The following is a 21,503-nucleotide window of genomic DNA, read 5'->3' on the forward strand; positions in this document are numbered from 1 at the left end:
CCACGCCATGCGTGGATGCGCGGTATACGGGTTGCCGGCCAGCGGCCGGCACTACCCGCCAACCGCAGCTTCAGCCCTTGTAGCCGTTGCTGATCGGGTAACGACGCTCGCGGCCAAATGCCCGGCGCGAGACCTTCGGCCCCGGCGCGGCCTGGTGCCGCTTCCACTCGCTGATGCGCACCAGGCGCAGCACCCGGTCGACCACGGCAGCGTCGTAACCGGCCGCAACGATCTCCGTGCGCGACTGCTCCTGGTCGATGTAGCGATACAGGATGCCGTCCAGCACGTCATAGGCCGGCAGCGAATCCTGGTCCAGCTGGTTCTCGCGCAGCTCGGCCGACGGCGGGCGGCTGATCACGGCCGGCGGGATCACCGGCGCGCCGCCCACGGTGTTGCGCCACTTCGACAGCCCGAACACTTCGGTCTTGTACAGGTCCTTCAGCGGCGCATAGCCACCGCACATGTCGCCGTAGATGGTGGCGTAACCCACCGCGTATTCGCTTTTGTTGCCGGTGGTCAGCAACAGGCCACCGAACTTGTTGGCCAGCGCCATCAGGATCACGCCACGGCTGCGCGACTGCAGGTTCTCTTCGGTCACGTCCGGCGCAGTGCCTTCGAACATCGGCGCCAGCGATTCCATCAGGCCCTTGAACGCCGGCTCGATCGATACCGCCTCCAGCTTCACGCCCAGTGCCTGGCACTGTTCGGCGGCCAGGTCGTTGGACAGGCCCGCGGTATAGCGCGACGGCAACCGCACAGCGGTGACGTTTTCCGCGCCCATCGCGTCCACGGCCATGGCCAGCACCAGCGCCGAATCGATGCCGCCGGACAGGCCCAGCCACACCTTCTTGAAGCCGTTCTTGCGGCAGTAGTCCTGGATGCCACGGGTCACTGCGCGCCAGGCCAGCGCGTCCATGCTCTCGTCGCCATCGTCCATCCACACGTGCGGCATGAAGCGGCGGCTTTCACCGTCGTACTCCACCACCAGCCACTGGTCGACGAAGGCGGCGGCGGCCGGGTGCACGGTACCGTCGCCATCGGCCACCACCGAGGCACCGTCGAACACCAGCGCGTCCTGGCCACCGACCACGTTGAGGTAGGCGATCGCCGCCCCGCTCTCACGGGTGCGTGCGGCCAGCACTGCATCGCGCTGGGCATGCTTGCCACGCTCGTAGGGCGAGGCATTCGGCACCACCACCAGCTGCGCACCGGCGCGCACGGTGTCGGCCAGCGGCTCGGCGAACCACAGGTCCTCGCAGATCAGCAGGCCGACCGGAATGCCGTTGACCTCGAACACGCAGCTGCCGCCATCCGGATCGACATCGAAGTAACGGCGCTCGTCGAACACCGCATAGTTGGGCAGCTCGCGCTTGCGGTAGGTCTGCTCGACCAGGCCATCGCGCAGCACGCTGGCGGCGTTGTAGACCACCGCACCGACCGCCTGCGGCCAACCAACCACGGCGGTGATGCCACGGCAGGCAGCAGCGATGCGGGCCATCGCCTGCTCGCACTCGTACAGGAAGCCCGGGCGCAGCAGCAGGTCTTCCGGCGGATAACCACTCACCGCCAGCTCGGGGAACATCACCAGCTCGGCGCCGTACTCGTCGCGCGCCTGACCGATCATCTCGATGATGCGCTCGGTGTTGCCGGCGACATCGCCGACCGGGAAGTCGAACTGCGCCATCGCGATGCGGATCGAAGCCATGGGAATCCAGCCTGTGGTTGCAATGTGCCCATTGTAGCGCTGCGCCATGCGCGCGCCGGGCGCGCTCACTGCGTGGACAGCCCCGGCTCAGTAGATCCACGCCATGCGTGGATGGGGTTACCGGGATGGTCAGGGCACCAGACGCAGAAAGGCCGCCCGGAGGCGGCCCTTCTGTTTGAAGCAAGAGCGTCAGTCGAGCATGGCTCGACTCTACACAAGCGGTCTTATTTCACCAGCTTGGCGATGGCAGCGCCCAGGTCGCCCGGCGAGCGGACGGTGACAACACCGGCAGCTTCCATGGCGGCGAACTTGCCTTCGGCAGTGCCCTTGCCGCCCGAGGCGATCGCACCGGCGTGGCCCATGCGCTTGCCGGCCGGAGCCGACGCACCGGCGATGAAGCCGACGACCGGCTTCTTCACGTGGTTCTTGATGTACTCGGCGCCGGCTTCTTCAGCGTCACCGCCGATTTCGCCAACCATGATGATGCCTTCGGTCTGCGGGTCTTCGTTGAACAGCTTCAGGCAGTCGACGAAGTTCAGGCCGTTGATCGGGTCACCACCGATGCCGATGCAGGTGGACTGGCCCAGGCCGACTTCAGTGGTCTGCTTGACCGCTTCATAGGTCAGGGTGCCCGAACGCGACACGATGCCGATCTTGCCCGGCTGGTGGATGTGGCCCGGCATGATGCCGATCTTGCACTCACCCGGGGTGATGACGCCCGGGCAGTTCGGCCCGATCAGCACGGTGTCCGGATGCGAACGGGTCAGCACGTTCTTGACGCGCAGCATGTCCAGCACCGGGATGCCTTCGGTGATGCAGACGATGACCTTGATGCCGGCAGCAGCGGCTTCCAGGATCGCGTCGGCCGCGTACGGCGGCGGCACGTAGATGACCGAAGCGTTGGCGCCGGTGCTCTGCACGGCGTCGGCAACGGTGTTGAAGACCGGCAGGTCGATGTGGGTGGTGCCACCCTTGCCCGGGGTCACGCCGCCAACAACCTGGGTGCCGTACTCGATCATCTGAGTGGCGTGGAAGGTGCCCTGCTGGCCGGTGAAGCCCTGCACGATCACCTTGGTGTTCTTGTTAATCAAAACAGACATGGGAATTCCTTGGTGTCGAATCAGGCAGCGTTCTTGACAGCTTCAACGATCTTCTTGGCGCCATCGTTGATGTTGTCAGCCGGGATGATGGCCATGCCGCTGTCACGCAGCAGCTGCTTGCCTTCTTCCACGTTGGTGCCTTCCAGGCGCACCACGACCGGAACCTTGACGCCCACTTCCTTCACGGCGGCGATGATGCCTTCGGCAATCATGTCGCAGCGGACGATGCCGCCGAAGATGTTGACGAAGATGCCTTCAACCTTGTCCGAGGACAGGATCAGCTTGAACGCTTCAATGACGCGCTGCTTGTTGGCACCGCCGCCCACGTCCAGGAAGTTCGCCGGCTCGCCGCCGTTGAGCTTGATGACGTCCATGGTGGCCATGGCCAGGCCTGCGCCGTTGACCATGCAGCCAATGTTGCCGTCCATGGTGACGTAGTTGATGTCCAGCTCCGAAGCGATCACTTCGGTCGGATCTTCCTGGGTCTTGTCGCGCATGGCGACCAGGGCCTTCTGGCGGAACGCGGCGTTGTCGTCGCTGTCGAACTTGCCGTCCAGCGCGTACAGGTTGCCGTCGTCCAGGATGGCCAGCGGGTTGATTTCAACCAGGGCCAGGTCCTTTTCGTTGAACAGGCGGTACAGGTTCACCATGATGCTGGCGAACTGGCCGGCCTGCTTGGCGGTCAGGCCCAGCTTGAAGCCGAAATCACGGCCGTGGTAACCCTGCACGCCTTCGACGAAGTCGACGTTCAGCGAGTGGATCAGCTCCGGGGTTTCAGCGGCGACCTGCTCGATCTCCACGCCGCCTTCCGAAGAGGCGATGTAGGTGATGGTCTTGGTGCCACGGTCGACCAGCACCGACAGGTAAAGTTCCTTGACGATCTCGCCGGCGGTGGTCACCAGCACCAGGTTGACCGGCAGTTCAACGCCAGCGGACTGGTAGGTGGCCATCTTGGTGCCGAGCATCTTGGCCGCAGCGGCCTTCACGTCGTCGGTGGTCTTGCAGAACTTGACGCCGCCAGCCTTGCCGCGGCCGCCAGCGTGGATCTGCGCCTTGACCATCCAGGGGCCCTGGCCCAGGGAGTTGGCAGCGGCAACCGCTTCGTCCGGGGTCGCAGCGACCTTGCCGGCCGGGACCGGGATGCCGTACTCGGCAAGCAGTTGTTTTGACTGGTATTCGTGGAAATTCATGCGTCACCGTGGGAATAGGAACGACCGCACGCAATTCCTCAGGGCCCCGGCGGGGCGCCGGCATGGACCGCGGCGGGCCCACTATTGTGGCCGAGCCAGCGCCGGGGCGCAAAGAAGTCTGTACAAAACGCCACACCCGGCCAGATTTCCACCGCCATTCAGGCAGTTGCGCCAGGGCCGGCGTTGGCCACCGGTATCCACGGCAGGCCAAATGCGCGATCCGGGCGGCTCCGGCGGCGTCCTGCCGGGGGCCCTATACTGGTCAACCAAGGTGTGTAGTGTCGGGCTTGCCCGGCGGCTTCCACCGCGGGCCACATAGAAGCGACGAACCCGCCCGGCTTCAGGGGATGCCAGGCAGGGCCGCCGCAGATTCCAGACCCAGGCAGCCAGAAGGGGAGTTCCGGCGTGTCACCCAGTGCTTCATTGATCGACCGCATCGAATCGATTCCGCGGCGTGAGCTGTACTTCTTCGCGCTGTACCGGGTGCTGATCGCCGCGGTCATCGCCGGCCTGCTCTACAGCCCCCTGTCCGGCATGGTCGGCGAGGCCCATCACCCGCGTCTGGCCGATACCGTCGCGGCGATCTATCTGCTGCTGTCGCTGCTGGCCCTGGCGATCGGCCGCAACGAACGCTGGCTGCGCCCGATCGTGGTCAGCAGCGTGCTGGTGGACATCATCGCCGCCACCTTGCTGGCGCATGCCCTGCCCGGTGCCAGCGCCGGCATCTCGATGTCGCTGCTGTTCAACATCGCCGCCGCCGCCACCCTGCTGCCGCTGAGCTGGGGCCTGGGCCTGGCGGTTGCTGCCAGCCTGGCCACCGGTACCGAATACCTCTGGAAGGTGCTCGAAGGCGGTGACCCCACCCGCACGCTGGCCGAGCTGGCCATGTTCGCCACCAGCTACCTGGCGCTGGCCTTCATCAGCTACCAGGTGGGCAACCGCGCGCGCCGCAACCAGCAGCTAGCCAACCAGCGCGGCGACGAAGTGGCCAACCTGTTCCAGATCAACGAACTGATCATCCGCCGCATGCGCACCGGCGTGCTGGTGGTGGACGCCGACAACCGCATCACCCTGGCCAATGAAGCGGCCTCGATGCTGCTCGGCGACAACGACGGCATCGGTGAGACGGGACGCCTGGATCTGGCCAGTGCCGCGCCGGAACTGGCGCGCCGCCTGCAGCGCTGGCGCAACGGCTGGGCGCAGGACGAACTGCCGCTGCAGCTCAACCCCGACCAGCCGGAAGTGCAACCGCGCTTCGCCCGCCTGCTGGCCGGCAGCGAACTGGCGCTGGTATTCCTGGACGACTCCAGCGTGGTCTCGCGGCGCGCCGAATCGCTCACCCTGTCGGCGATGGGCCGCTTCTCGGCCAGCCTCGCCCATGAAATCCGCAATCCGCTGGCGGCGATCAACTACGCCGTGCAGCTGCTGGAGGAAGGCACCGGTTTCAACGAAAGCGACCGCCGCCTGCTGCAGATCATCCGCCAGCAATGCCAGCGCACCAACGGCATCGTCGAGAGCGTGCTGGGGCTGGCACGGCGCGAGCGCGCCACACCCGAGAACGTCGACCTGGTCGCCTTCGTGCGCCGCTTCGTGCTGGAGTACAAGCAGGGCCAGACGCTGGAAACCGACAGCATCGAACCGATCATCAGCGACACGGCGGTGATGGCGCAGGTCGACAGCAAACACCTGTACCAGGTGCTCACCGTGCTGGTGCACAACGCACTGAAATACGGCCGCATCGGCCAGCAGCCGGCGCGGGTGCGCCTGCGCGTGGCGCAGCACGAGCGCAGCGCGGTGATCGACGTGATGGACCGTGGCCCCGGCATTCCCGAGAGCGTGGCCGCACAGCTGTTCCGTCCGTTCTTCACTACCTCCGAGCACGGCACCGGGCTGGGCCTGTACATCGCCCGCGAGTTGTGCCGCGCCAACCAGGCACGGCTCGACTACATCCCGGTGCCGGCAGGAGGCTCGTGCTTCCGCCTGGTGCTTCCCGGCCCGCACACGCTGTTGCCCACCTGATTCCAAATCTGTGCGTCAAACATTTGTCGCTTCCAGCCCCCTCGTTTATCTTTCACGCCCATGAACGAAACCCGCAGCGCCCTCGTCGTCGACGATGAACGCGACATCCGCGAACTGCTGGTACTGACCCTCGGCCGCATGGGGCTGCGCATCAGTACCGCCGCCAACCTGGCCGAAGCGCGCGAGCTGCTGGCCAGCAACCCGTACGACCTGTGCATCACCGACATGCGCCTTCCGGATGGCAACGGCATCGAGCTGGTCAGCGAGATCGCCCAGCACTACCCGCGCACACCGGTGGCGATGATCACTGCGTTCGGCAGCATGGACCTGGCCGTGGAAGCGCTGAAGGCCGGCGCCTTCGACTTCGTCAGCAAGCCGGTGGACATCTCGGTGCTGCGCGGCCTGGTCAAGCACGCGCTGGAACTCAACAACACCGAACGCCCTGCGCCCGGCCCCGCCACCGAACAGGCTGCTCGCCTGCTCGGCGCTTCGCCGGCGATGGACGTACTGCGCACCACCATCGGCAAGGTCGCGCGCAGCCAGGCACCGGTCTACATCCTCGGTGAATCGGGCGTGGGCAAGGAACTGGTCGCGCGCACCATCCACGCCCAGGGCGCGCGTGCGGCTGGTCCGTTCGTGCCGGTCAACTGCGGTGCCATTCCCGGCGAGCTGATGGAGAGCGAGTTCTTCGGCCATCGCAAAGGCAGCTTCAGCGGCGCCCATGCCGACAAGCCGGGCCTGTTCCAGGCTGCACACGGCGGTACCCTGTTCCTGGACGAAGTGGCCGAGCTGCCGCTGCAGATGCAGGTGAAGCTGCTGCGCGCGATCCAGGAAAAGTCGGTGCGTGCGGTGGGTGCGGCCAACGAAGAACCGGTGGACGTGCGCATTCTCTCGGCCACGCACCGTGACCTGGCCGAGCTGGTCGAGGACGGGCGCTTCCGCCACGACCTGTACTACCGCATCAACGTGATCGAACTGAAGGTGCCGCCGCTGCGCGAGCGCCGCCAGGACCTGCCGGAGCTGGCAGCCGCCGTGCTGGCACGCCTGGCCCGCAGCCACGGCCGTGCCACCCCGCTGCTGGCGCCGTCGGCGCTGGAAGCGCTGGCCCACTATGCGTTCCCGGGCAATGTGCGCGAGCTGGAGAACATTCTGGAGCGCGCGCTTGCACTGGCCGAAGAAGACCGCATCGGTGCCGACGACCTGCGCCTGCCGCAGCACGCCCCGCGTGCGCCCGGCGGCGCAGCACCCGCCGAAGCCGTGGCCGACCTGCAGCCGGGCGGTGCCGCCCTGCCCTCGTACATCGAGCAGCTGGAGCGCAGCGCCATCCAGCGCGCGCTGGAAGAGAACCGCTGGAACAAGACCCGCACGGCTGCGCAGCTGGGGATTACCTTCCGCGCGCTGCGCTACAAGCTGAAGAAGCTGGGGATGGAGTAAGGGCCGAACGGCCCTGGTAGGCGCCAACCTTGGTTGGCGTGCGCCGCCGCGCCATCCACGCATGGCGTGGATCCACCCATCAACGCGGTAGTGCCGGCCGCTGGCCGGCAACCTCATGCATCGCGGCATCCACGCATTGTGTGGATCTACCTCAATCCTTGGTAACGCGATTGATCTCGGCCAGGCTGGTCACACCCGCTGCCGCCTTCTTCAACGCCGACTGCCGCAGGTCATTCACCCCGATCTGCTGCGCCGCCTCGGCAATCTGCAGTGCGTTGCCGCCGGCCAGCACGATGGTGGCGATCTCATCGGTCATCGGCATCACCTGGTAGATACCGGTTCGGCCCTTGTAGCCCTCGGTGCACTCATCGCAGCCCACCGCCTCGTACAACTGGATGCCCGCATCCAGCTGCGCCTGGGTGAAGCCCTCGGCCAGCAACGCGTGCTCCGGCAGGTTCGCCGGTCGCTTGCAGTTGCCGCACAGCCGGCGCGCCAGACGCTGCGCGATCACCAGCGTCACCGAGCTGGTGATGTTGTACGGCGCGATGCCCATGTTCATCAGACGCGCGATGGTCTGCGGCGCATCGTTGGTATGCAGCGTGGACAGCACCATGTGGCCGGTCTGCGCCGCCTTGATCGCAATCTCGGCCGTCTCCAGGTCGCGGATTTCGCCGACCATGATGATGTCCGGATCCTGTCGCAGGAACGAGCGCAGCGCCGCAGCGAAGGTCATGCCGCGCTTGTTGTTCTGCTGCACCTGGTTGACACCGGGCAAGCGGATTTCCACCGGGTCTTCGGCGGTGGAGATGTTGCGCGTCTCATCGTTGAGGATGCCCAGCGCGGTATACAGCGACACCGTCTTGCCCGAGCCGGTCGGGCCGGTCACCAGCACCATGCCGTAGGGTTTGTGGATGGCGTCGTGGAACAGCTTCTGCTGGTCCGGCTCGTAGCCCAGCTTGTCGATGCCCAGCTTGGCCGCGCTGCCATCCAGGATACGCAGCACCACCTTCTCGCCGAACAGGGTCGGCAGCGTGCTGACGCGAAAGTCGATCTGCTTGCTCTTGGAAAGGTTCAGCTTGATGCGGCCGTCCTGCGGCACGCGCTTCTCGGCGATATCCAGCTGCGCCATCACCTTCAGGCGCGCGGCGATGCGCTGGTTCAACTTCACCGGCGCGCGCGCCACCATCTTCAGCAGACCGTCGATACGCAGGCGCACGCGGTAGTCGTCTTCATAGGGCTCGAAATGGATGTCTGACGCGCCCTTGCGGATCGCATCGACCAGCACCTTGTTGACGAACTTGACCACCGGGGTGTCGTCGCCCTTGGCGTCGATGCCGGAGTCGCCGCCCGCGTTGTCTTCGTCGCCATTGGAAATATCCAGGTTGGCGAGCCCCTCATCGTCCCCACCCAGCGAGTCGCCCAGGCTGTCATGGCTGGTATGCCACTGCTCCAGCGTGCGACGGATCTGGTCCTCATCGACCAGGATCGGCTCCACCACCAGATTGGTGTGGAACTTGATCTCGTCCAGCGCATGGGTCGGATTGCTGGTACCCACGAACAGCTTGCCACCGCGCTTGAACAGCGGCAGCACATTATGTTTGCGTAGCAGCTCCTCGCTGACCAGGCTCATGGCGTTCTGGCTGGCGTCGAACGTGGACACGTCGAACAGCGGCATGCCGAACTCGACCGCATTGGCGGCAGCCAGCTGCGCGGCATTGACCAGCTTGTTCTGGGCGAACCAAGTGGGCAGCGGCTGGCGGGCCGCGGCGGCCTTGGCCATCGCGTCGCGGGCGGAGGCCTCGTCCAGTGCTCCATCCTGGACCAGGCGACGGGCCAGCCCGGTGATGCCAACCAGATTGGCGGTGGTGACTGCGTTCATGGCGGTGATTCTGGATAGGCTAAGCTAGATGGGCAAGCATGTTATAGGCGTCTGAAGCGCCCATTACAAACGCAGATGCCCGCGATTTCTCGCGGGCACCTTCGAGATCGCGTCCAACGCACTGCGCTGAACGCTATCGCTGCGCTTACGGAGCCAGGTTATCGCATGCATCGCCCTGATAACCGGTGACACTCGAAGTCGTCACGGAACAGGTCCAGATCACGTTGTCGGTACCATCACCAAAATCCGGCACCAAACTGATAACTGCGGACCGGTCATTAGAGGTACCGGTCAGCGTACCCGCATCGCACTGAGCCGAGGTGGCAACACCGGTGCAGACGTCGGCAACTTCCGCCGCATGGTTCTCAGCAACCTTGATTTTTTCACCGGCGACGCTTGCAACAGCCTGGGTGATCTTTGCCTTGGCAGTGTAGTTGCGGTACTGCGGCAGCGCGATGGCGGCCAGGATCGCAATGATCGCAACAACGATCATCAGTTCGATAAGGGTGAAGCCCTTCTGGTTCTTCATTTGATACATCCCCAAGATAAGTGGTGGTTGAGTCAGTGCACAGGATCGGGCCAGCCATCGGCCGGTTGAGCGGGTCCTGCACCCTGCGGGTGGATCAACGCAGGTTGCGTGCCAACCCCGGCACGCCTCCCCCTGGATTTCCCCGCGCCCATGATGGCAGCAATTTCACGGATGGGAACCCCCGGCATGCGAATCTGCGATGGACGCGGCAATGTGACGCAGTACGTCACCTTTGGTCGGCACCCGGCACGAAATCGCATGCTGGGCCGCCTACCAACTGCCCATCCGGCCTTGAACCCGCTACCATCAAGGGCTAGTTGCCCGCCTGGGGATGGCGGGTCTTGGGGAGCCAACATGTCTGTCAGTCGCAGTGCGATCAAGAAGGAGCCCGTGGCCCGCGCCACGATGGAGCTGCAACCGTTTGTCTGGGATGGGACCGACAAGCGGGGGATCAAGATGAAGGGCGAGCAATTGGCCAAGAATGCCAATCTGCTCAGGGCCGAACTACGCCGACAGGGCATCAATCCCGGGCAGGTTAAACCGAAGCCCAAACCCTTGTTCGGCGCTGCGGGTAAGGCGATCAGTACCAAGGACATCGCCTTCTTCAGCCGACAGATGGCCACGATGATGAAATCCGGTGTGCCGATCGTCTCGGCGCTGGAGATCATCGGCAGCGGGCACAAGAACCCGCGCATGAAGAAGATGGTCGATGGCGTGCGCAGCGACATCGAGGGTGGCTCATCGCTGTACGAGGCCGTCAGCAAGCACCCGCTGCAGTTCGACGAGCTCTACCGCAACCTAGTGCGAGCAGGTGAAGGTGCAGGTGTGCTAGAGACCGTTCTGGACACTGTGGCCACCTACAAAGAGAACATCGAATCACTGAAGGGTAAGATCAAGAAGGCACTGTTCTACCCGGCAATGGTCATCACGGTGGCACTTCTGGTCAGCGCGATCCTGCTGATCTTCGTGGTGCCGCAGTTCGAAGACGTGTTCAAGAGTTTCGGCGCGGACCTGCCCGCCTTCACCCAGATTATCGTGGCCTGCTCGCGCTTCATGGTCTCTTGGTGGTGGCTGATCGCCATCATCGTGATCGGCAGCATCATCGGATTCGTCATGGCCTACAAGCGCTCACCGGTGATGCAACACCGGATGGACCGGCTGATCCTGAAGGTGCCCGTGATCGGTCAGATCATGCACAACAGCTCGATTGCCCGCTTCGCGCGGACCACCGCCGTGACCTTCAAGGCTGGCGTCCCGCTGGTGGAGGCCCTGGGCATCGTGGCTGGCGCGACCGGCAACAAGGTCTATGAAGAGGCTGTGCTGCGGATGCGGGACGACGTCTCGGTGGGCTACCCGGTCAACATGGCCATGAAGCAGACCAACCTGTTCCCGCACATGGTCATCCAGATGACCGGCATCGGCGAAGAGGCGGGCGCGTTGGATACCATGCTGTTCAAGGTTGCCGAGTATTATGAACAGGAAGTCAACAATGCCGTTGACGCCTTGAGCAGCCTGCTTGAACCGATGATCATGGTGTTCATTGGTGTGGTCGTGGGCGGCATGGTCATCGGCATGTACCTGCCGATCTTCAAGCTCGCTTCTGTCGTCGGATAAAACATACATGGCATTTCTCGACCAGCACCCCGGCCTCGGCTACCCCGCCGCGGCCGCCCTGGGACTGCTGCTGGGCAGTTTCCTGAACGTGGTCATCCTGCGGCTGCCCAAGCGGCTGGAGTGGCAGTGGAAGCGCGATGCGCGCGAAGTCCTGGAGGAACCGGACTTCTATGAACCACCCCCACCGGGGATCGTGGTGGAGCCGTCGCATTGCCCGCACTGCAAGCACAAGCTGAGCTGGTACGAGAACATCCCGCTGTTCAGCTGGATCATCCAGGGCGGCAAGTGCCGCCACTGCAAGGCGCCGATCTCGCTGCAGTACCCGCTGGTGGAGGCGCTGACCTCGGTGCTGGTGCTGGCCTGCGTCTGGCAGTTCGGCTTCGGCTGGCAGGGCTTCGGTGCCATCGTGCTGACCTGCTTCCTGATCGCCCTGTCCGGCATCGACCTGCGAACGCAGCTGCTGCCCGACCAGTTGACCCTGCCGCTGATGTGGCTGGGGCTGATAGGCAGCATCGACAACCTGTACATGCCGGCCAAGCCCGCCCTGGTGGGCGCGGCAGTGGGTTACCTGTCGCTGTGGACGGTCTGGTGGCTGTTCAAGCAGCTGACCGGCAAGGAAGGCATGGGCCACGGCGACTTCAAGCTGCTGGCGGCACTCGGCGCCTGGTGTGGCCTGAAGGGCATCCTGCCGATCATCCTGCTGTCCTCGGTACTGGGCGCCATCATCGGCTCGATCTGGCTATACAGCCGGGGCCGTGACCGCGCCACACCCATCCCGTTTGGGCCGTACCTGGCCGTTGCCGGCTGGCTGTACTTCATGTGGGGTGCGCCACTGGTGGAGCAGTATCTGGTGATGAGCGGGCTGCGCTGAGGGGAGTCCCCATGAGCCGCTATGTGGTTGGCCTGACCGGAGGCATCGCCTCCGGCAAGAGCGAGGTGACCCGGCGCTTTGAGGCGCTGGGGATCGTGGTGGCCGACGCCGATCTGGCCGCACGGGCCGTGGTGGCTGCTGGCAGCCCGGCGCTGGCCCGTATCGCCGAGCGTTTCGGCGCCGACATGCTGCTGGCCGATGGCAGCCTGGACCGGGGGCGCCTGCGCGCCCACGTGTTTGCCGACCCGGCCGAGCGGACGGCGCTGGAAGCCATCACCCACCCCGCCATCCGCCTGCTGATGCAACAGCAGTGCGAGCAGGCTGAGAGCCCCTATGCGATTGCCGCGATTCCGCTGCTGACCGAGGTCGGTGGGCGGAAGGCCTACCCGTGGCTGGACCGGGTGCTGCTGGTGGATGCGCCCGAAGCCGTGCAGCATGCGCGGCTGATGCAGCGCGATGGCATTGATGCCGCGCTGGCCGACCGGATGATTGCTGCGCAGGCCAGCCGCGCACAGCGGTTGGCGCTGGCCGATGACGTGGTGGTCAATGATGGGCAGCCGGAGGACCTGCAGGTGCAGGTGGAACAGCTGCATGCGCGGTATCTGGGGTTGGCCGGGGGGTGAGGCCTGGTTGCCGGCCAGCGGCCGGCACTACCCAAGCGCATCCACGCATGGCGTGGATCTACACGCGCGGGGCGCGGCAGCGATCACGGTGGTGGCACAAGCGACACAGGGCGCGATGCAAGGTCGGCGGGGTTCGTGCCGACCAAGGTCGGCACCCACCAAAGCAGGGGCCCTTACAACGGCTTCGGCGAGAACGTCAGGGTGGCAATCACGCCACGCTGGCCGCCGGGGCGCACGCTTACCTGCCAGCCGTACAGGTCGCACAGGCGACTGACGATCGACAGGCCGATGCCGCCGCCCTGCGAGTGGCCAGCATGCGTGCCGCGGTAGCCACGCTGGAACAGCTTGGCCGCGTCTTCCTCGCTCAGACCCGGGCCACTGTCGGTTACCGACACCGAATTGGTGCCGACGAACACGCGTACCTCGCCGTCCTGCGAGTACTTCACGGCGTTGCCGATCAGGTTGCCCAGTGCCACCGACAGCGCCGCCTCGGGCGCGTCGATCACCAGATTGCGCTCACCTTCCAGCAGCAGCTCCAGCGGCTTGCCACCCAGCTGCGCACGGTGTGCGTCCAGCAGCTGCTCGGCCACGCGGGCGACGTTGCTGGTGCCCTGCCCGCGCTCGTTGCGCGACAGCAGCAGCAGCGCGCCGATCAGATCGCTGCACTGCTGTTCGGCGCGCTGGATGCGCTGCAGGCGCTGCAGCACCTTCTCGTCCAGGCCGGGCCGGGTCAGCAGCAGCTCGGTGGCGCCACGGATCACTGCCAGCGGCGTGCGCAGCTCATGGCTGACGTCTGCATTGAATTCACGGTCGCGCTGCACCACTTCGGTCAGCCGCGAGGAATAGTCGTCCAGCGCCTGGGCCAGCTGCCCCACTTCGTCGTCGGGGAAGCGTGGCGCCAACGGCTCGGGATCACTGGTGCCGCCGCGATAGGCACGCAGCCGCGCGGCCAGATCCGACACCGGCTTCATCACCTTCGAGGCCGACCACCAGCCCAGCACCAGCGACAGCACGCTGAACACCAGCACCGACAGCACCAGCGCGCGGTTGAGCTGCTTGCCGCCGCGCACGCTGTCGGTCATGTCATAGGCGAGGAAGAACCAGGCGTCGGGCGTCTTGCGTACGGCCAGCTTGTAGGAGTACGGCTCGCCGTGCTCATCGCCGCTGACGCTGTGGATGCCATCGGAAAAGCCCGCCCACTGCGCGCGCTCTTCGCGCACCCGGTCGAACTTGTCCTTCGAATAGGCATAGGCCTTGATCTGCAGCACCGGTGCGTCCGGGTTATGCCCGGGGTGCTCGTAATAGCGGCGCGCATACTCGTCGATATTGCGGTTCATCAGCTCTTCCACCAGCTGGTTTTCCACGCGCAGGCGGGCCCAGTTGGTGGCGAACGCGAACAGTGTCGTCAGGCAGAAGCCCAACAACACGAACGAAACGATGATGCGGCTGCGCAGGCGCCGCCGATAAGGCGTGCGCCGGCGCTCCCCCTTGGTTGCCACCGAATCAGGCTTCCGGGGTGGCGATGCGGTATCCGATGCCATGGCGGGTCTGGATCAGCGGCACTTCAAACGGCTTGTCGACCACCGCACGCAGGCCATGGATGTGCACCCGCAGGGAATCCGAATCGGGCAGTTCTTCACCCCACACACGGGTTTCCAGCTCCTGGCGGGTCACCACGGCCGGGGCCGCTTCCATCAGCGCCTGCAGGATCTTCAGTGCGGTCGGGTTGAGCTGCAGCAGCTTGCCCTGGCGGCGCACTTCCAGCGTATCCAGGTTGTATTCCAGATCGCCGGTTTCCAGCACGCGGGTCTGCACGCCCTTGCCGCGTCGCGACAGGGCGTTCAGACGCACTTCCACTTCCTGCAGCGCGAACGGCTTGATCAGGTAGTCGTCCGCGCCGGAATCGAAGCCGGCCAGCTTGTTGTCCAGCGAATCGCGGGCGGTGAGCATCAGTACCGGGGTCTGCTTGCGCGCTTCATTGCGCAACTTGCGGCAGACCTCGATGCCGTCCATGCCTGGCAGATTGAGATCCAGCACGATCGCGTCGAACTCGTGCACCACGGCCAGGTGCAGACCGGTAACCCCGTCAGCCGCGAAGTCCACGGTGTGGCCCCGGTCCTCCAGGTAGTCGCCCAGGTTGGCCGCAATGTCGCTGTTGTCTTCGATTACCAGGATTCTCACTGTCACCTCTAATTTACGAATTTGCCGATGCGCTGGGCCTGGCCCATATCACGCTGTGCCTTGTCCTTCCGCCGGGCGCGCTCGGCAACGGTAGTGCACTGCGTCGTGGACCGGTTCGAACCCGTGGCCTTTTCACGTTGGCATATTAGACGACTATCTTCACGTGCCTGTGTCAAAACCGTGTTCACGATCTGCTGGTCGTTGAAGACATCGGTTCGTACCTGTTCAGGCATGGAATCGCGGTCAGGATGCTGCTCGACGGCCGTACGCATGCGCACCAGCGCCTCGCGTACACGGCTGCGGTCGGTCTGCTTCAGTTCGCTGTAGGTCTCGCCATCGTTGAGTTCGATTTCGATGCGCTCGATCTGCTGCTGCAGCGGCTTGCCGGGGACAAAGACCTCACCGGACTGGTTCGATGCAGAGGCGGCGGTGGCCAGGGTCAGGCCCGAGATCAGGACCGCCGACAACAGGAGGGACTTCATGACAAACGAATCCTTGTTTGAGTTGAGTGTTGACTGTATTCGCACCACCTTCACGCCAGCAAGTGCCATGCGCAGGTGCACCGGACGGCCTAGTGGTTGGTGGCGGGGTTGAAGTTGTTGAAGGTGCGCTGGTCGTTGAGCAGTGCCTTGCCCTTTTCTTCGATCCGGCGGCGCTCGGCCACGGTCAGGCAGCGGCTTTTAGGCATGTTGCTGCCGGTGGTGCGGGTGTGCTGGCAGATCTGGCGGCTGTCCTCGTGGGCGCGGACAAGAACGGTATTGATACGCTCCTGGTCGTTGAACACCTCCGCCTGGACCTGCGGCGGGAGCTCCTGAAGCGTGCGGTGGTCGCCCATGCGCTGGGTGATGCGCGCCAGTGCCTGCTGCACCTGGGCGCGGTCATCGGCGGAAATCTCGCTGTATTCGCCGTCATCGAGGGCCTTCTCAACCCGCCGGACCTGCTCGGCCACCGGGGCCTGCCCGTCCATCTGTATGGCGGTCTTCTCCGGCTTGGCGGAGACAGCGCCAGACAGCCCCAGCAACAACGCGATCATCGTGATGCGGTACATCGCCAGCCTCCGGATCCATCCAGGAACGATGGGCGCCACTCTACGGCCGTCACGCTGCCTCCACAAGGGACTTCCGGCGGCATAAAAAAGACCCAGGCGGTGCCCCGCCTGGGTCTGAAGTCGTATCCCGATACCGATCCTGCTGAGAGGCAGAGCTGCGGTTCGCTGAAGGCTACGCCGGCGCCGATTAAAGGCGTGTTAAAGCCGGCCTCATTTGCCCATGAGAATTTCAAGTCATTGATTAATCATGGCTTTTTGATCTTCTCGACGTGCTCGATGATGCGCGTGGCCACATCCACCCCGCAGGCGGCTTCGATGCCCTCCAGCCCTGGCGTGGAGTTGACCTCCAGCACCAGCGGCCCACGCGCGGAGCGGATCAGGTCCACGCCACAGACCGACAGGCCCAGCGCCTTGGCCGAACGCACCGCCACCTGCTGTTCGGCGCGACTGGCCTTGGCCGCCACCGCGGTGCCGCCGGCATGCAGGTTGGAGCGGAAGTCACCTTCCGGCGCCTGGCGCTGCATCGACGCCACCACCTGGTCACCGACCACGAAGCAGCGCAGGTCGGCGCCCTTGGCTTCCCCGATGAACTCCTGCATCAGGAAGTTGGCGTACAGGCCCCGCAGGGCCTCGACGATGCCACGCGAAGCGCTGGCCTTCTCGGTGAGGATCACGCCCCGTCCCTGGGTGCCCTCGTTGAGCTTCACCACGTGCGGCGGCGGACCGAGCATCGACAGCAGGTCGACGGTGTCATCGGGGTTGTCGCCGAACACGGTGACCGGCATGTCGATGCCCTTGGCTGCCAGCAACTGGTGCGCGCGCAGCTTGTCGCGCGAACGCAGGATCGCATCGGACGGGTTGGGAGTGCGCGCGCCCATCAGCTCGAACTGGCGCAGCACGGCGGTGCCATAGCGGGTGATCGAGGCGCCGATGCGCGGGATGACCATATCCACGCCGGTCATCGGCCGGCCCTTGTAGTGCATCGAAAAACCATCGGCGGCGATGCGCATGTAGCAGCGCAGCGGGTCGAGGATGCGAACGGTGTGGCCGCGCGCGCGGGCCGCCTCGACCAGCCGGCGGGTGGAGTACAGGGAGCTGTTGCGGGACAGGATGGCGAGCTTCATCGCGGCAGGATCGGACGGCAGGCGCGCAGCATAGCGCGGGCGTGTGGCGGGCGGATGATGCCCTGCAGGCCGCCGCATCTGCGTGCCTGCCGGGGCTGTGCGAAGATGGCTGTTGCCGGCTACAGGACAGGACACGGCCGGTTTACACAACCCAAGGAGAACCACAGATGCGAATGGGAATTCCGCTGTTGTTGCTGTTTGGCCTGATGGGGAGCGCCGCACACGTACAGGCTGCGCCAACCCATGCAGTCTCCCGGCTCTACTTCGATGCCAACAACACCCTGATCGGCCAGGGCCTGCGCTACTGCACGGGCAAGACACAGCACCAGGGCGTTGCCTCACACGCCAATACCCGCTGGATCGATGTTTCCTACGCCTGCCAGGGCGACTCGACCGACGTTTCCTATGGCAGCTGGGTGCCTGCACAACTGCGGCAGGACTTCTGCACGCTGTATGACGCCTGCACGTCACTGATGCCGTGGCCGGAACCCGGCCTGCCCGGCACCCTCGGCAACGGCTTCTACTCAGACTGACAGCCGGTAGTCGCCGCACTGTCTCCGGCGATGGCTGCACGGTCGCCGGAGGCCCCACCCACTACACCCCGGAGACTTCATGCCGTTGACGATCCTTCCGCGTTTCTCCGAAGTGGATGTACTCGGCCACGTCACCAACACCGCCCTGCCCGTCTGGTTCGAGGAAGGTCGCCAAGAGATCTTCCGTCATTTCAGTCGCGAGGCCAGCATGCGCGACCTGACGCTGATCCTGCGCCGCTACGAGATCGACTTCCTGCAGCAGATACAGCCGGGACACGAAGTGCGCATCGAGACCCGCATCGAAAACATCGGCCGCTCCTCGCTGTCGATCGTGCAGCAGGCGTTCCAGTTCGAGGCCCTGGTGGCCAGCGGGCGCTGCGTGATGGTGCATTTCGACTACACAACCAACGCCTCGCGCGCCATCGATGCAGAGCAGCGCCGGGCATTGTCAGGGCTGTTTACCGAGGAGTATGCGCAACAGGTGCAGGCGGCAGGCGCATGAGCCATACGGAAGGCCGGTCATCCGCACCCGGTACTGCCCGCAGCCCATTTCTTCAGCTTTTCCAGCGCTTTCCCGGCCTGCATCGAGGACGCATGCCGGAACCTCCTTGTTTGATTCGACGCAGTCTAACCTGTGACTGAGGGCCGCTGATCCGCGCGGGGCAGGCGCAGCGAGAAGCCCCCATCACGGACACGCACGGCCAATGCGGTTTCCCGCCATTCCACAGGCAGCGCCAATGCCGTATGTGGCGTGGGGATGCGTGTGATCGCCTCGAACGTCCAGTGTTCCTCATAGGCTTCGCAGCGAAGCGTTCCGTCATCGCCGACCGCGATGACATCGATCCAGGCTCCACTCCGGGTCTTGCCAGTGCCGCCCATCGCACGGCGGCCAATGGCCTGCCAACGCCCCTGCCAGTGGACGAGCCATACGCCCTCGATGGGACGCAGATCCCCATCAAGCACGCTGCCCGCCACCACCACGCATCGACCGGACGGGCTGGCAATGACCGTCTCCAGATCGCAGGCGTGACGGTCACTGGGCGCGCCATCAAGACAGAGCGCGTACGGGCAGATGCGCGCGAACAAGGTCGGATGCGCAGTCAGGCGCAGGTCGTCGGGAAGCAGCGGGATGGCCTTCAGCACCCGGGCATCAGGCAGGACATGCCGCAACACCTGCGGCACCCCGGCGGCCAGCGCCGGATGCTCCTGTTCCAGCCATAGACCCCGGCAGGGGCGCAGCGTGGTCGATCGACTGGGAATATCCCGCAACCACATCGCGGCTTCGGCATCCCCGCCAAGCTGCCGGCGCTCGTGCAGCTCCTGCCAGAACAGGCTGGGAACAATCGCCAGCAGGTGCATCACCCTCTTGTCCGCTTCGTCGTAGACGATCACCGCTTCGCTGCGATCACTGTAGCCACTGGCCACACGCAGCGCGCTGCCCGCCAGCGCCAGCCACTCGCCGCTGGCATCGTGGCTGCCTGCGGTGGATACGCCCTCGACAATGGCGCCATCGCGTAGCATCAGGGTGCCGTAGGCCGGCCCGCCCATGCCCAGCTCGCCCCAATCCAACAGGACATCATGCGTGGGCGGCCGGGTGGCGAAGGGCAGCTTCGCCCGCGAGCGCAGCAGTGCGCCCCCTACAGCATCGCCGACCAGATCGAAGTGCTGCAGCACGCCGCCCAGAGCAAGACATGCGGCCAGGCCAACGACCACGCCCCAAGGCGACCACCACACCACGCAGATCGCTACCCATATCAGGAACGGCAGCCACTGGGTGAAACGGCGGAGGGCGATTTGATCAACGGTCATGCAGGCTGGGCGGCGGCGACTGTGCACCATTCAAACCTTCAACGCTGTGCCAGGCAATGGGGTTCGAGCCGGCAATGCCGCTAGACTCTCGCTGATGATGCAATCGATGACTGCCGTGAATCGCCGGAATCTGCTGCAGGACATGCTGCCGCGATGGAGAGCACTGGCCAAGGCCCCGGGCCAGCCGCGCCGCACGCTTCGCCTGCCGGATTGGCAGGCGGACTGGAACGCAGGCATGGCCTTGCTTGCACGCCATGCGCGCAATGGCGGTGAATCTGCGGAGGAAACGCTGCAGGGACATGCAGCCCTGGAGCATGCCTACGGCTGGGAGACGGTTGCACAGACCGGCAGCAACCTGCTGCTGAAAAGCATCGACCGCGGCTTCGCCCCCGCGGCGTTGCAGCAGATGCATGCCGACGTAGCAGATCTCTGGCTCGAGCAAGCGCATTTGCTGGCCCTTGCCCGGGACAGCCTGCAACAGCAAGGCCACGACATCGCGCTGGCTGCGTCGTTGCAATCACGTACAACGCAGCACTACGAGTACGCACTGCAGCTGTTGTCACTGGGCGTGCTGCTGGATGCGCAGGAACGCCTGCCGGCGCTGGTGGAGAAGGTGCTCTGTTTCGACACCGACCGCGTGCTGGACTACCTCAGCGCGCCGGCGCTGGGCCTGGTGGAAGCCAGTGATGAGGTCTTTCATCCGCGACCGTTCGCCGAGCTGTTCGCGCCGCTGCGCGACGGTGAAGCGTTCGACCCTTCACTGCTGGCCGGCTACCTGCAGGTGCAGTACCGCGACTTCTTCCTGCTGCCGCCAAAGGCTCAGAAGCGGACCCGGCGCCTGATCGGGCCGAACGCGTGGGGCTACTGGGCATTTGAAGTGGCTGCGCTGGTGGTGCTGTATGGCGGTGACGACGCCACGCTACGCACCTGCCCCCACTACCCTTCCGACCTGGTGGACTTCGCCCGGCGTTGAGTCAGGCACCCGGCAGGCCGGAAACACCGCCGAATCGATTCTCTTCCTCGTTGCCCGGCAGAAGCATGACCGGGAAGAGGACGAACACACCCAACGGGATGAAGGCGATCACGACGTACCAGCCGGACTCGTCGATGTCGTGCAGTCGTCGAACGGCCAGGGCCAGCATGGGCGGAAGGAGGACGATGACCGCGCAGACCGTCATGACCCACCCCAGCGTCCGGAACGGCTCGAAGGCCTCCCCATCGAGCAGCACGGTGCCCGTCAGCCAGTATCCGCCGTCCATCAAGGTGTAGCCGACTGCCACCACAAGGGCAGCAGACAGGGAGTACGACCAGAACTCCTTCCGGTTGGATCGCCCTGAAAAATCAAAGCAACGCCTGAGGGGCAAAAGTGCGGGGATCATTCGCGCTCCGGGCAGCGGACGATGGGAGGCAAGGGTTAACGATCTTTTAGCATCCCCAAGCCCAGCACCAACTGAACCCTGCGGCCCGGCGGGCCCGGCAGACAGCGGAGGTTGCGGGAGCCAGCGTCGACGATTCGAACGCGATTGCAATGCGCCTTGTAAACAAGTCACTTGGGCTGCGGTTCGGAGAAGCCACAGTCCAACGCATTGAAGAGAGAAATCAGGGCGCTGCAGCCACACGCTGGACTTCGGCGTGGTTCAGCGATTGCGCCGCGTCTGCCTGGGGTGAACACCCTGGAGGCATGGAGCGGGCGATGGGAATCGAACCCACGTCAGTAGCTTGGGAAGCTACAGCTCTACCATTGAGCTACGCCCGCATTGCGGGTGAAAGTCTATGCGGAGCGGCCGGTGTTGCGCAATGGTGGCCGCCGCACCCGCCGGGCATGGCCCGGCGCTGCCGTGCAG

Annotated in this window: 20 protein-coding genes and 1 tRNA gene; 8 read left to right on the forward strand and 13 right to left on the reverse strand. The window is 65.0% G+C overall.

The features are described from left to right. Window positions 1–70: 70 nt before the first annotated feature. The 3 genes from QRO95_RS14415 to sucC all read right to left on the reverse strand — a co-directional run bounded on the left by QRO95_RS14415 (window position 71) and on the right by sucC (window position 3,995). Window positions 71–1,705 (reverse strand): NAD+ synthase, encoded by a 1,635-nt coding sequence (locus QRO95_RS14415; RefSeq protein WP_285302856.1) that lies wholly within the window; start codon window positions 1,703–1,705, stop codon window positions 71–73. Between the two features lie 224 nt (window positions 1,706–1,929). Then, entirely contained in the window at window positions 1,930–2,805 is an 876-nt protein-coding gene (gene sucD / locus QRO95_RS14420) for a succinate--CoA ligase subunit alpha (protein WP_005410793.1), read from the reverse strand. Between the two features lie 20 nt (window positions 2,806–2,825). Then, a complete protein-coding gene (sucC, locus tag QRO95_RS14425) occupies window positions 2,826–3,995 on the reverse strand; it encodes an ADP-forming succinate--CoA ligase subunit beta (protein WP_285302857.1) in 1,170 nt (389 codons plus the stop codon). Window positions 3,996–4,400: 405 nt separating this feature from the next. Here sucC and QRO95_RS14430 point away from each other — a divergent pair, with 405 nt between their 5' ends. Beyond that, window positions 4,401–6,014, forward strand: a complete 1,614-nt coding sequence (locus QRO95_RS14430; RefSeq protein ID WP_049401617.1) for a PAS domain-containing sensor histidine kinase — start codon at window positions 4,401–4,403, stop codon at window positions 6,012–6,014. Window positions 6,015–6,074: 60 nt separating this feature from the next. Beyond that, a complete protein-coding gene (locus tag QRO95_RS14435) occupies window positions 6,075–7,448 on the forward strand; it encodes a sigma-54 dependent transcriptional regulator (protein ID WP_032128822.1) in 1,374 nt (457 codons plus the stop codon). A gap of 151 nt (window positions 7,449–7,599) precedes the next feature. On the opposite strand, the gene pilB is transcribed toward QRO95_RS14435, so the two are convergent. Continuing rightward, on the reverse strand, window positions 7,600–9,327 hold the full coding sequence (gene pilB / locus QRO95_RS14440) for a type IV-A pilus assembly ATPase PilB (RefSeq protein ID WP_285302858.1): 1,728 nt from the start codon (window positions 9,325–9,327) through the stop codon (window positions 7,600–7,602). Window positions 9,328–9,472: 145 nt separating this feature from the next. Beyond that, on the reverse strand, window positions 9,473–9,856 hold the full coding sequence (locus tag QRO95_RS14445) for a prepilin-type N-terminal cleavage/methylation domain-containing protein (protein ID WP_285302859.1): 384 nt from the start codon (window positions 9,854–9,856) through the stop codon (window positions 9,473–9,475). A 354-nt stretch (window positions 9,857–10,210) separates the two neighbouring features. On the opposite strand from QRO95_RS14445, the gene QRO95_RS14450 reads away from it, so the two are divergent. The 3 genes from QRO95_RS14450 to coaE are packed head-to-tail and all read left to right on the forward strand — an operon-like array spanning window position 10,211 to window position 12,964. Continuing rightward, window positions 10,211–11,470 carry a type II secretion system F family protein gene (locus QRO95_RS14450; protein ID WP_285302860.1) on the forward strand — a complete coding sequence of 420 codons (1,260 nt, stop codon included), beginning with the start codon at window positions 10,211–10,213 and terminating at the stop codon, window positions 11,468–11,470. A gap of 7 nt (window positions 11,471–11,477) precedes the next feature. Continuing rightward, the gene (locus tag QRO95_RS14455) at window positions 11,478–12,341 is read left to right on the forward strand and encodes an A24 family peptidase (RefSeq protein WP_010481503.1); all 864 of its coding nucleotides are present in this window, start codon (window positions 11,478–11,480) and stop codon (window positions 12,339–12,341) included. Window positions 12,342–12,352: 11 nt separating this feature from the next. Next, complete coding sequence (coaE, locus tag QRO95_RS14460; RefSeq protein ID WP_049401612.1) at window positions 12,353–12,964, forward strand: dephospho-CoA kinase; 612 nt, start codon at window positions 12,353–12,355, stop codon at window positions 12,962–12,964. A 173-nt stretch (window positions 12,965–13,137) separates the two neighbouring features. Here coaE and QRO95_RS14465 read toward each other — a convergent pair whose 3' ends face one another. The 5 genes from QRO95_RS14465 to rimK form a co-directional block, all read right to left on the reverse strand. Then, on the reverse strand, window positions 13,138–14,505 hold the full coding sequence (locus QRO95_RS14465; RefSeq protein ID WP_032128829.1) for a HAMP domain-containing sensor histidine kinase: 1,368 nt from the start codon (window positions 14,503–14,505) through the stop codon (window positions 13,138–13,140). Continuing rightward, on the reverse strand, window positions 14,468–15,145 hold the full coding sequence (locus tag QRO95_RS14470) for a response regulator transcription factor (protein WP_005410804.1): 678 nt from the start codon (window positions 15,143–15,145) through the stop codon (window positions 14,468–14,470). Before QRO95_RS14470 ends, QRO95_RS14465 begins: the two co-directional genes overlap by 38 nt. Before the next feature lie 8 nt (window positions 15,146–15,153). Further along, window positions 15,154–15,627: a hypothetical protein gene (locus QRO95_RS14475; RefSeq protein ID WP_049401611.1), complete on the reverse strand. Its 474-nt coding sequence runs from the start codon at window positions 15,625–15,627 to the stop codon at window positions 15,154–15,156. 89 nt (window positions 15,628–15,716) lie between these two features. Then, window positions 15,717–16,193, reverse strand: a complete 477-nt coding sequence (locus QRO95_RS14480) for a hypothetical protein (protein ID WP_010481495.1) — start codon at window positions 16,191–16,193, stop codon at window positions 15,717–15,719. 245 nt (window positions 16,194–16,438) lie between these two features. Next, a complete protein-coding gene (gene rimK / locus QRO95_RS14485; RefSeq protein ID WP_005418651.1) occupies window positions 16,439–17,317 on the reverse strand; it encodes a 30S ribosomal protein S6--L-glutamate ligase in 879 nt (292 codons plus the stop codon). 167 nt (window positions 17,318–17,484) lie between these two features. On the opposite strand from rimK, the gene QRO95_RS14490 reads away from it, so the two are divergent. Further along, window positions 17,485–17,850 (forward strand): hypothetical protein, encoded by a 366-nt coding sequence (locus QRO95_RS14490; RefSeq protein WP_223224661.1) that lies wholly within the window; start codon window positions 17,485–17,487, stop codon window positions 17,848–17,850. A 79-nt stretch (window positions 17,851–17,929) separates the two neighbouring features. Then, window positions 17,930–18,352 carry a thioesterase family protein gene (locus tag QRO95_RS14495; protein WP_032128832.1) on the forward strand — a complete coding sequence of 141 codons (423 nt, stop codon included), beginning with the start codon at window positions 17,930–17,932 and terminating at the stop codon, window positions 18,350–18,352. Window positions 18,353–18,477: 125 nt separating this feature from the next. Here QRO95_RS14495 and QRO95_RS14500 read toward each other — a convergent pair whose 3' ends face one another. Further along, window positions 18,478–19,659 (reverse strand): hypothetical protein, encoded by a 1,182-nt coding sequence (locus QRO95_RS14500; protein WP_285302861.1) that lies wholly within the window; start codon window positions 19,657–19,659, stop codon window positions 18,478–18,480. A gap of 106 nt (window positions 19,660–19,765) precedes the next feature. On the opposite strand from QRO95_RS14500, the gene QRO95_RS14505 reads away from it, so the two are divergent. Next, window positions 19,766–20,632 carry a PoNe immunity protein domain-containing protein gene (locus QRO95_RS14505; protein ID WP_285302862.1) on the forward strand — a complete coding sequence of 289 codons (867 nt, stop codon included), beginning with the start codon at window positions 19,766–19,768 and terminating at the stop codon, window positions 20,630–20,632. 1 nt (window position 20,633) lies between these two features. Here QRO95_RS14505 and QRO95_RS14510 read toward each other — a convergent pair whose 3' ends face one another. Continuing rightward, entirely contained in the window at window positions 20,634–21,038 is a 405-nt protein-coding gene (locus QRO95_RS14510; protein WP_049425112.1) for a DUF805 domain-containing protein, read from the reverse strand. Between the two features lie 303 nt (window positions 21,039–21,341). Further along, window positions 21,342–21,415: transfer RNA gene (locus tag QRO95_RS14515), tRNA-Gly, on the reverse strand. Window positions 21,416–21,503: the final 88 nt, after the last annotated feature.

Source organism: Stenotrophomonas maltophilia group sp. Smal13 (assembly GCF_030236855.1).
Taxonomy (GTDB): Bacteria; Pseudomonadota; Gammaproteobacteria; order Xanthomonadales; family Xanthomonadaceae; genus Stenotrophomonas; species Stenotrophomonas maltophilia_A.

Coding starts and splice junctions, on each gene's coding strand:
- QRO95_RS14435 (WP_032128822.1), top strand. CDS start 6,075: ATGAACGAAACCCGCAGCGCCCTCGTCGTCGACGATGAACGCGACATC.
- QRO95_RS14415 (WP_285302856.1), bottom strand. CDS start 1,705: ATGGCTTCGATCCGCATCGCGATGGCGCAGTTCGACTTCCCGGTCGGC.
- sucC (WP_285302857.1), bottom strand. CDS start 3,995: ATGAATTTCCACGAATACCAGTCAAAACAACTGCTTGCCGAGTACGGC.
- QRO95_RS14500 (WP_285302861.1), bottom strand. CDS start 19,659: ATGACCGTTGATCAAATCGCCCTCCGCCGTTTCACCCAGTGGCTGCCG.
- QRO95_RS14475 (WP_049401611.1), bottom strand. CDS start 15,627: ATGAAGTCCCTCCTGTTGTCGGCGGTCCTGATCTCGGGCCTGACCCTG.
- rimK (WP_005418651.1), bottom strand. CDS start 17,317: ATGAAGCTCGCCATCCTGTCCCGCAACAGCTCCCTGTACTCCACCCGC.
- QRO95_RS14450 (WP_285302860.1), top strand. CDS start 10,211: ATGTCTGTCAGTCGCAGTGCGATCAAGAAGGAGCCCGTGGCCCGCGCC.
- QRO95_RS14455 (WP_010481503.1), top strand. CDS start 11,478: ATGGCATTTCTCGACCAGCACCCCGGCCTCGGCTACCCCGCCGCGGCC.
- QRO95_RS14445 (WP_285302859.1), bottom strand. CDS start 9,856: ATGAAGAACCAGAAGGGCTTCACCCTTATCGAACTGATGATCGTTGTT.
- QRO95_RS14510 (WP_049425112.1), bottom strand. CDS start 21,038: ATGATCCCCGCACTTTTGCCCCTCAGGCGTTGCTTTGATTTTTCAGGG.
- pilB (WP_285302858.1), bottom strand. CDS start 9,327: ATGAACGCAGTCACCACCGCCAATCTGGTTGGCATCACCGGGCTGGCC.
- QRO95_RS14495 (WP_032128832.1), top strand. CDS start 17,930: ATGCCGTTGACGATCCTTCCGCGTTTCTCCGAAGTGGATGTACTCGGC.
- QRO95_RS14490 (WP_223224661.1), top strand. CDS start 17,485: ATGCGAATGGGAATTCCGCTGTTGTTGCTGTTTGGCCTGATGGGGAGC.
- coaE (WP_049401612.1), top strand. CDS start 12,353: ATGAGCCGCTATGTGGTTGGCCTGACCGGAGGCATCGCCTCCGGCAAG.
- QRO95_RS14480 (WP_010481495.1), bottom strand. CDS start 16,193: ATGTACCGCATCACGATGATCGCGTTGTTGCTGGGGCTGTCTGGCGCT.
- sucD (WP_005410793.1), bottom strand. CDS start 2,805: ATGTCTGTTTTGATTAACAAGAACACCAAGGTGATCGTGCAGGGCTTC.
- QRO95_RS14465 (WP_032128829.1), bottom strand. CDS start 14,505: ATGGCATCGGATACCGCATCGCCACCCCGGAAGCCTGATTCGGTGGCA.
- QRO95_RS14505 (WP_285302862.1), top strand. CDS start 19,766: ATGACTGCCGTGAATCGCCGGAATCTGCTGCAGGACATGCTGCCGCGA.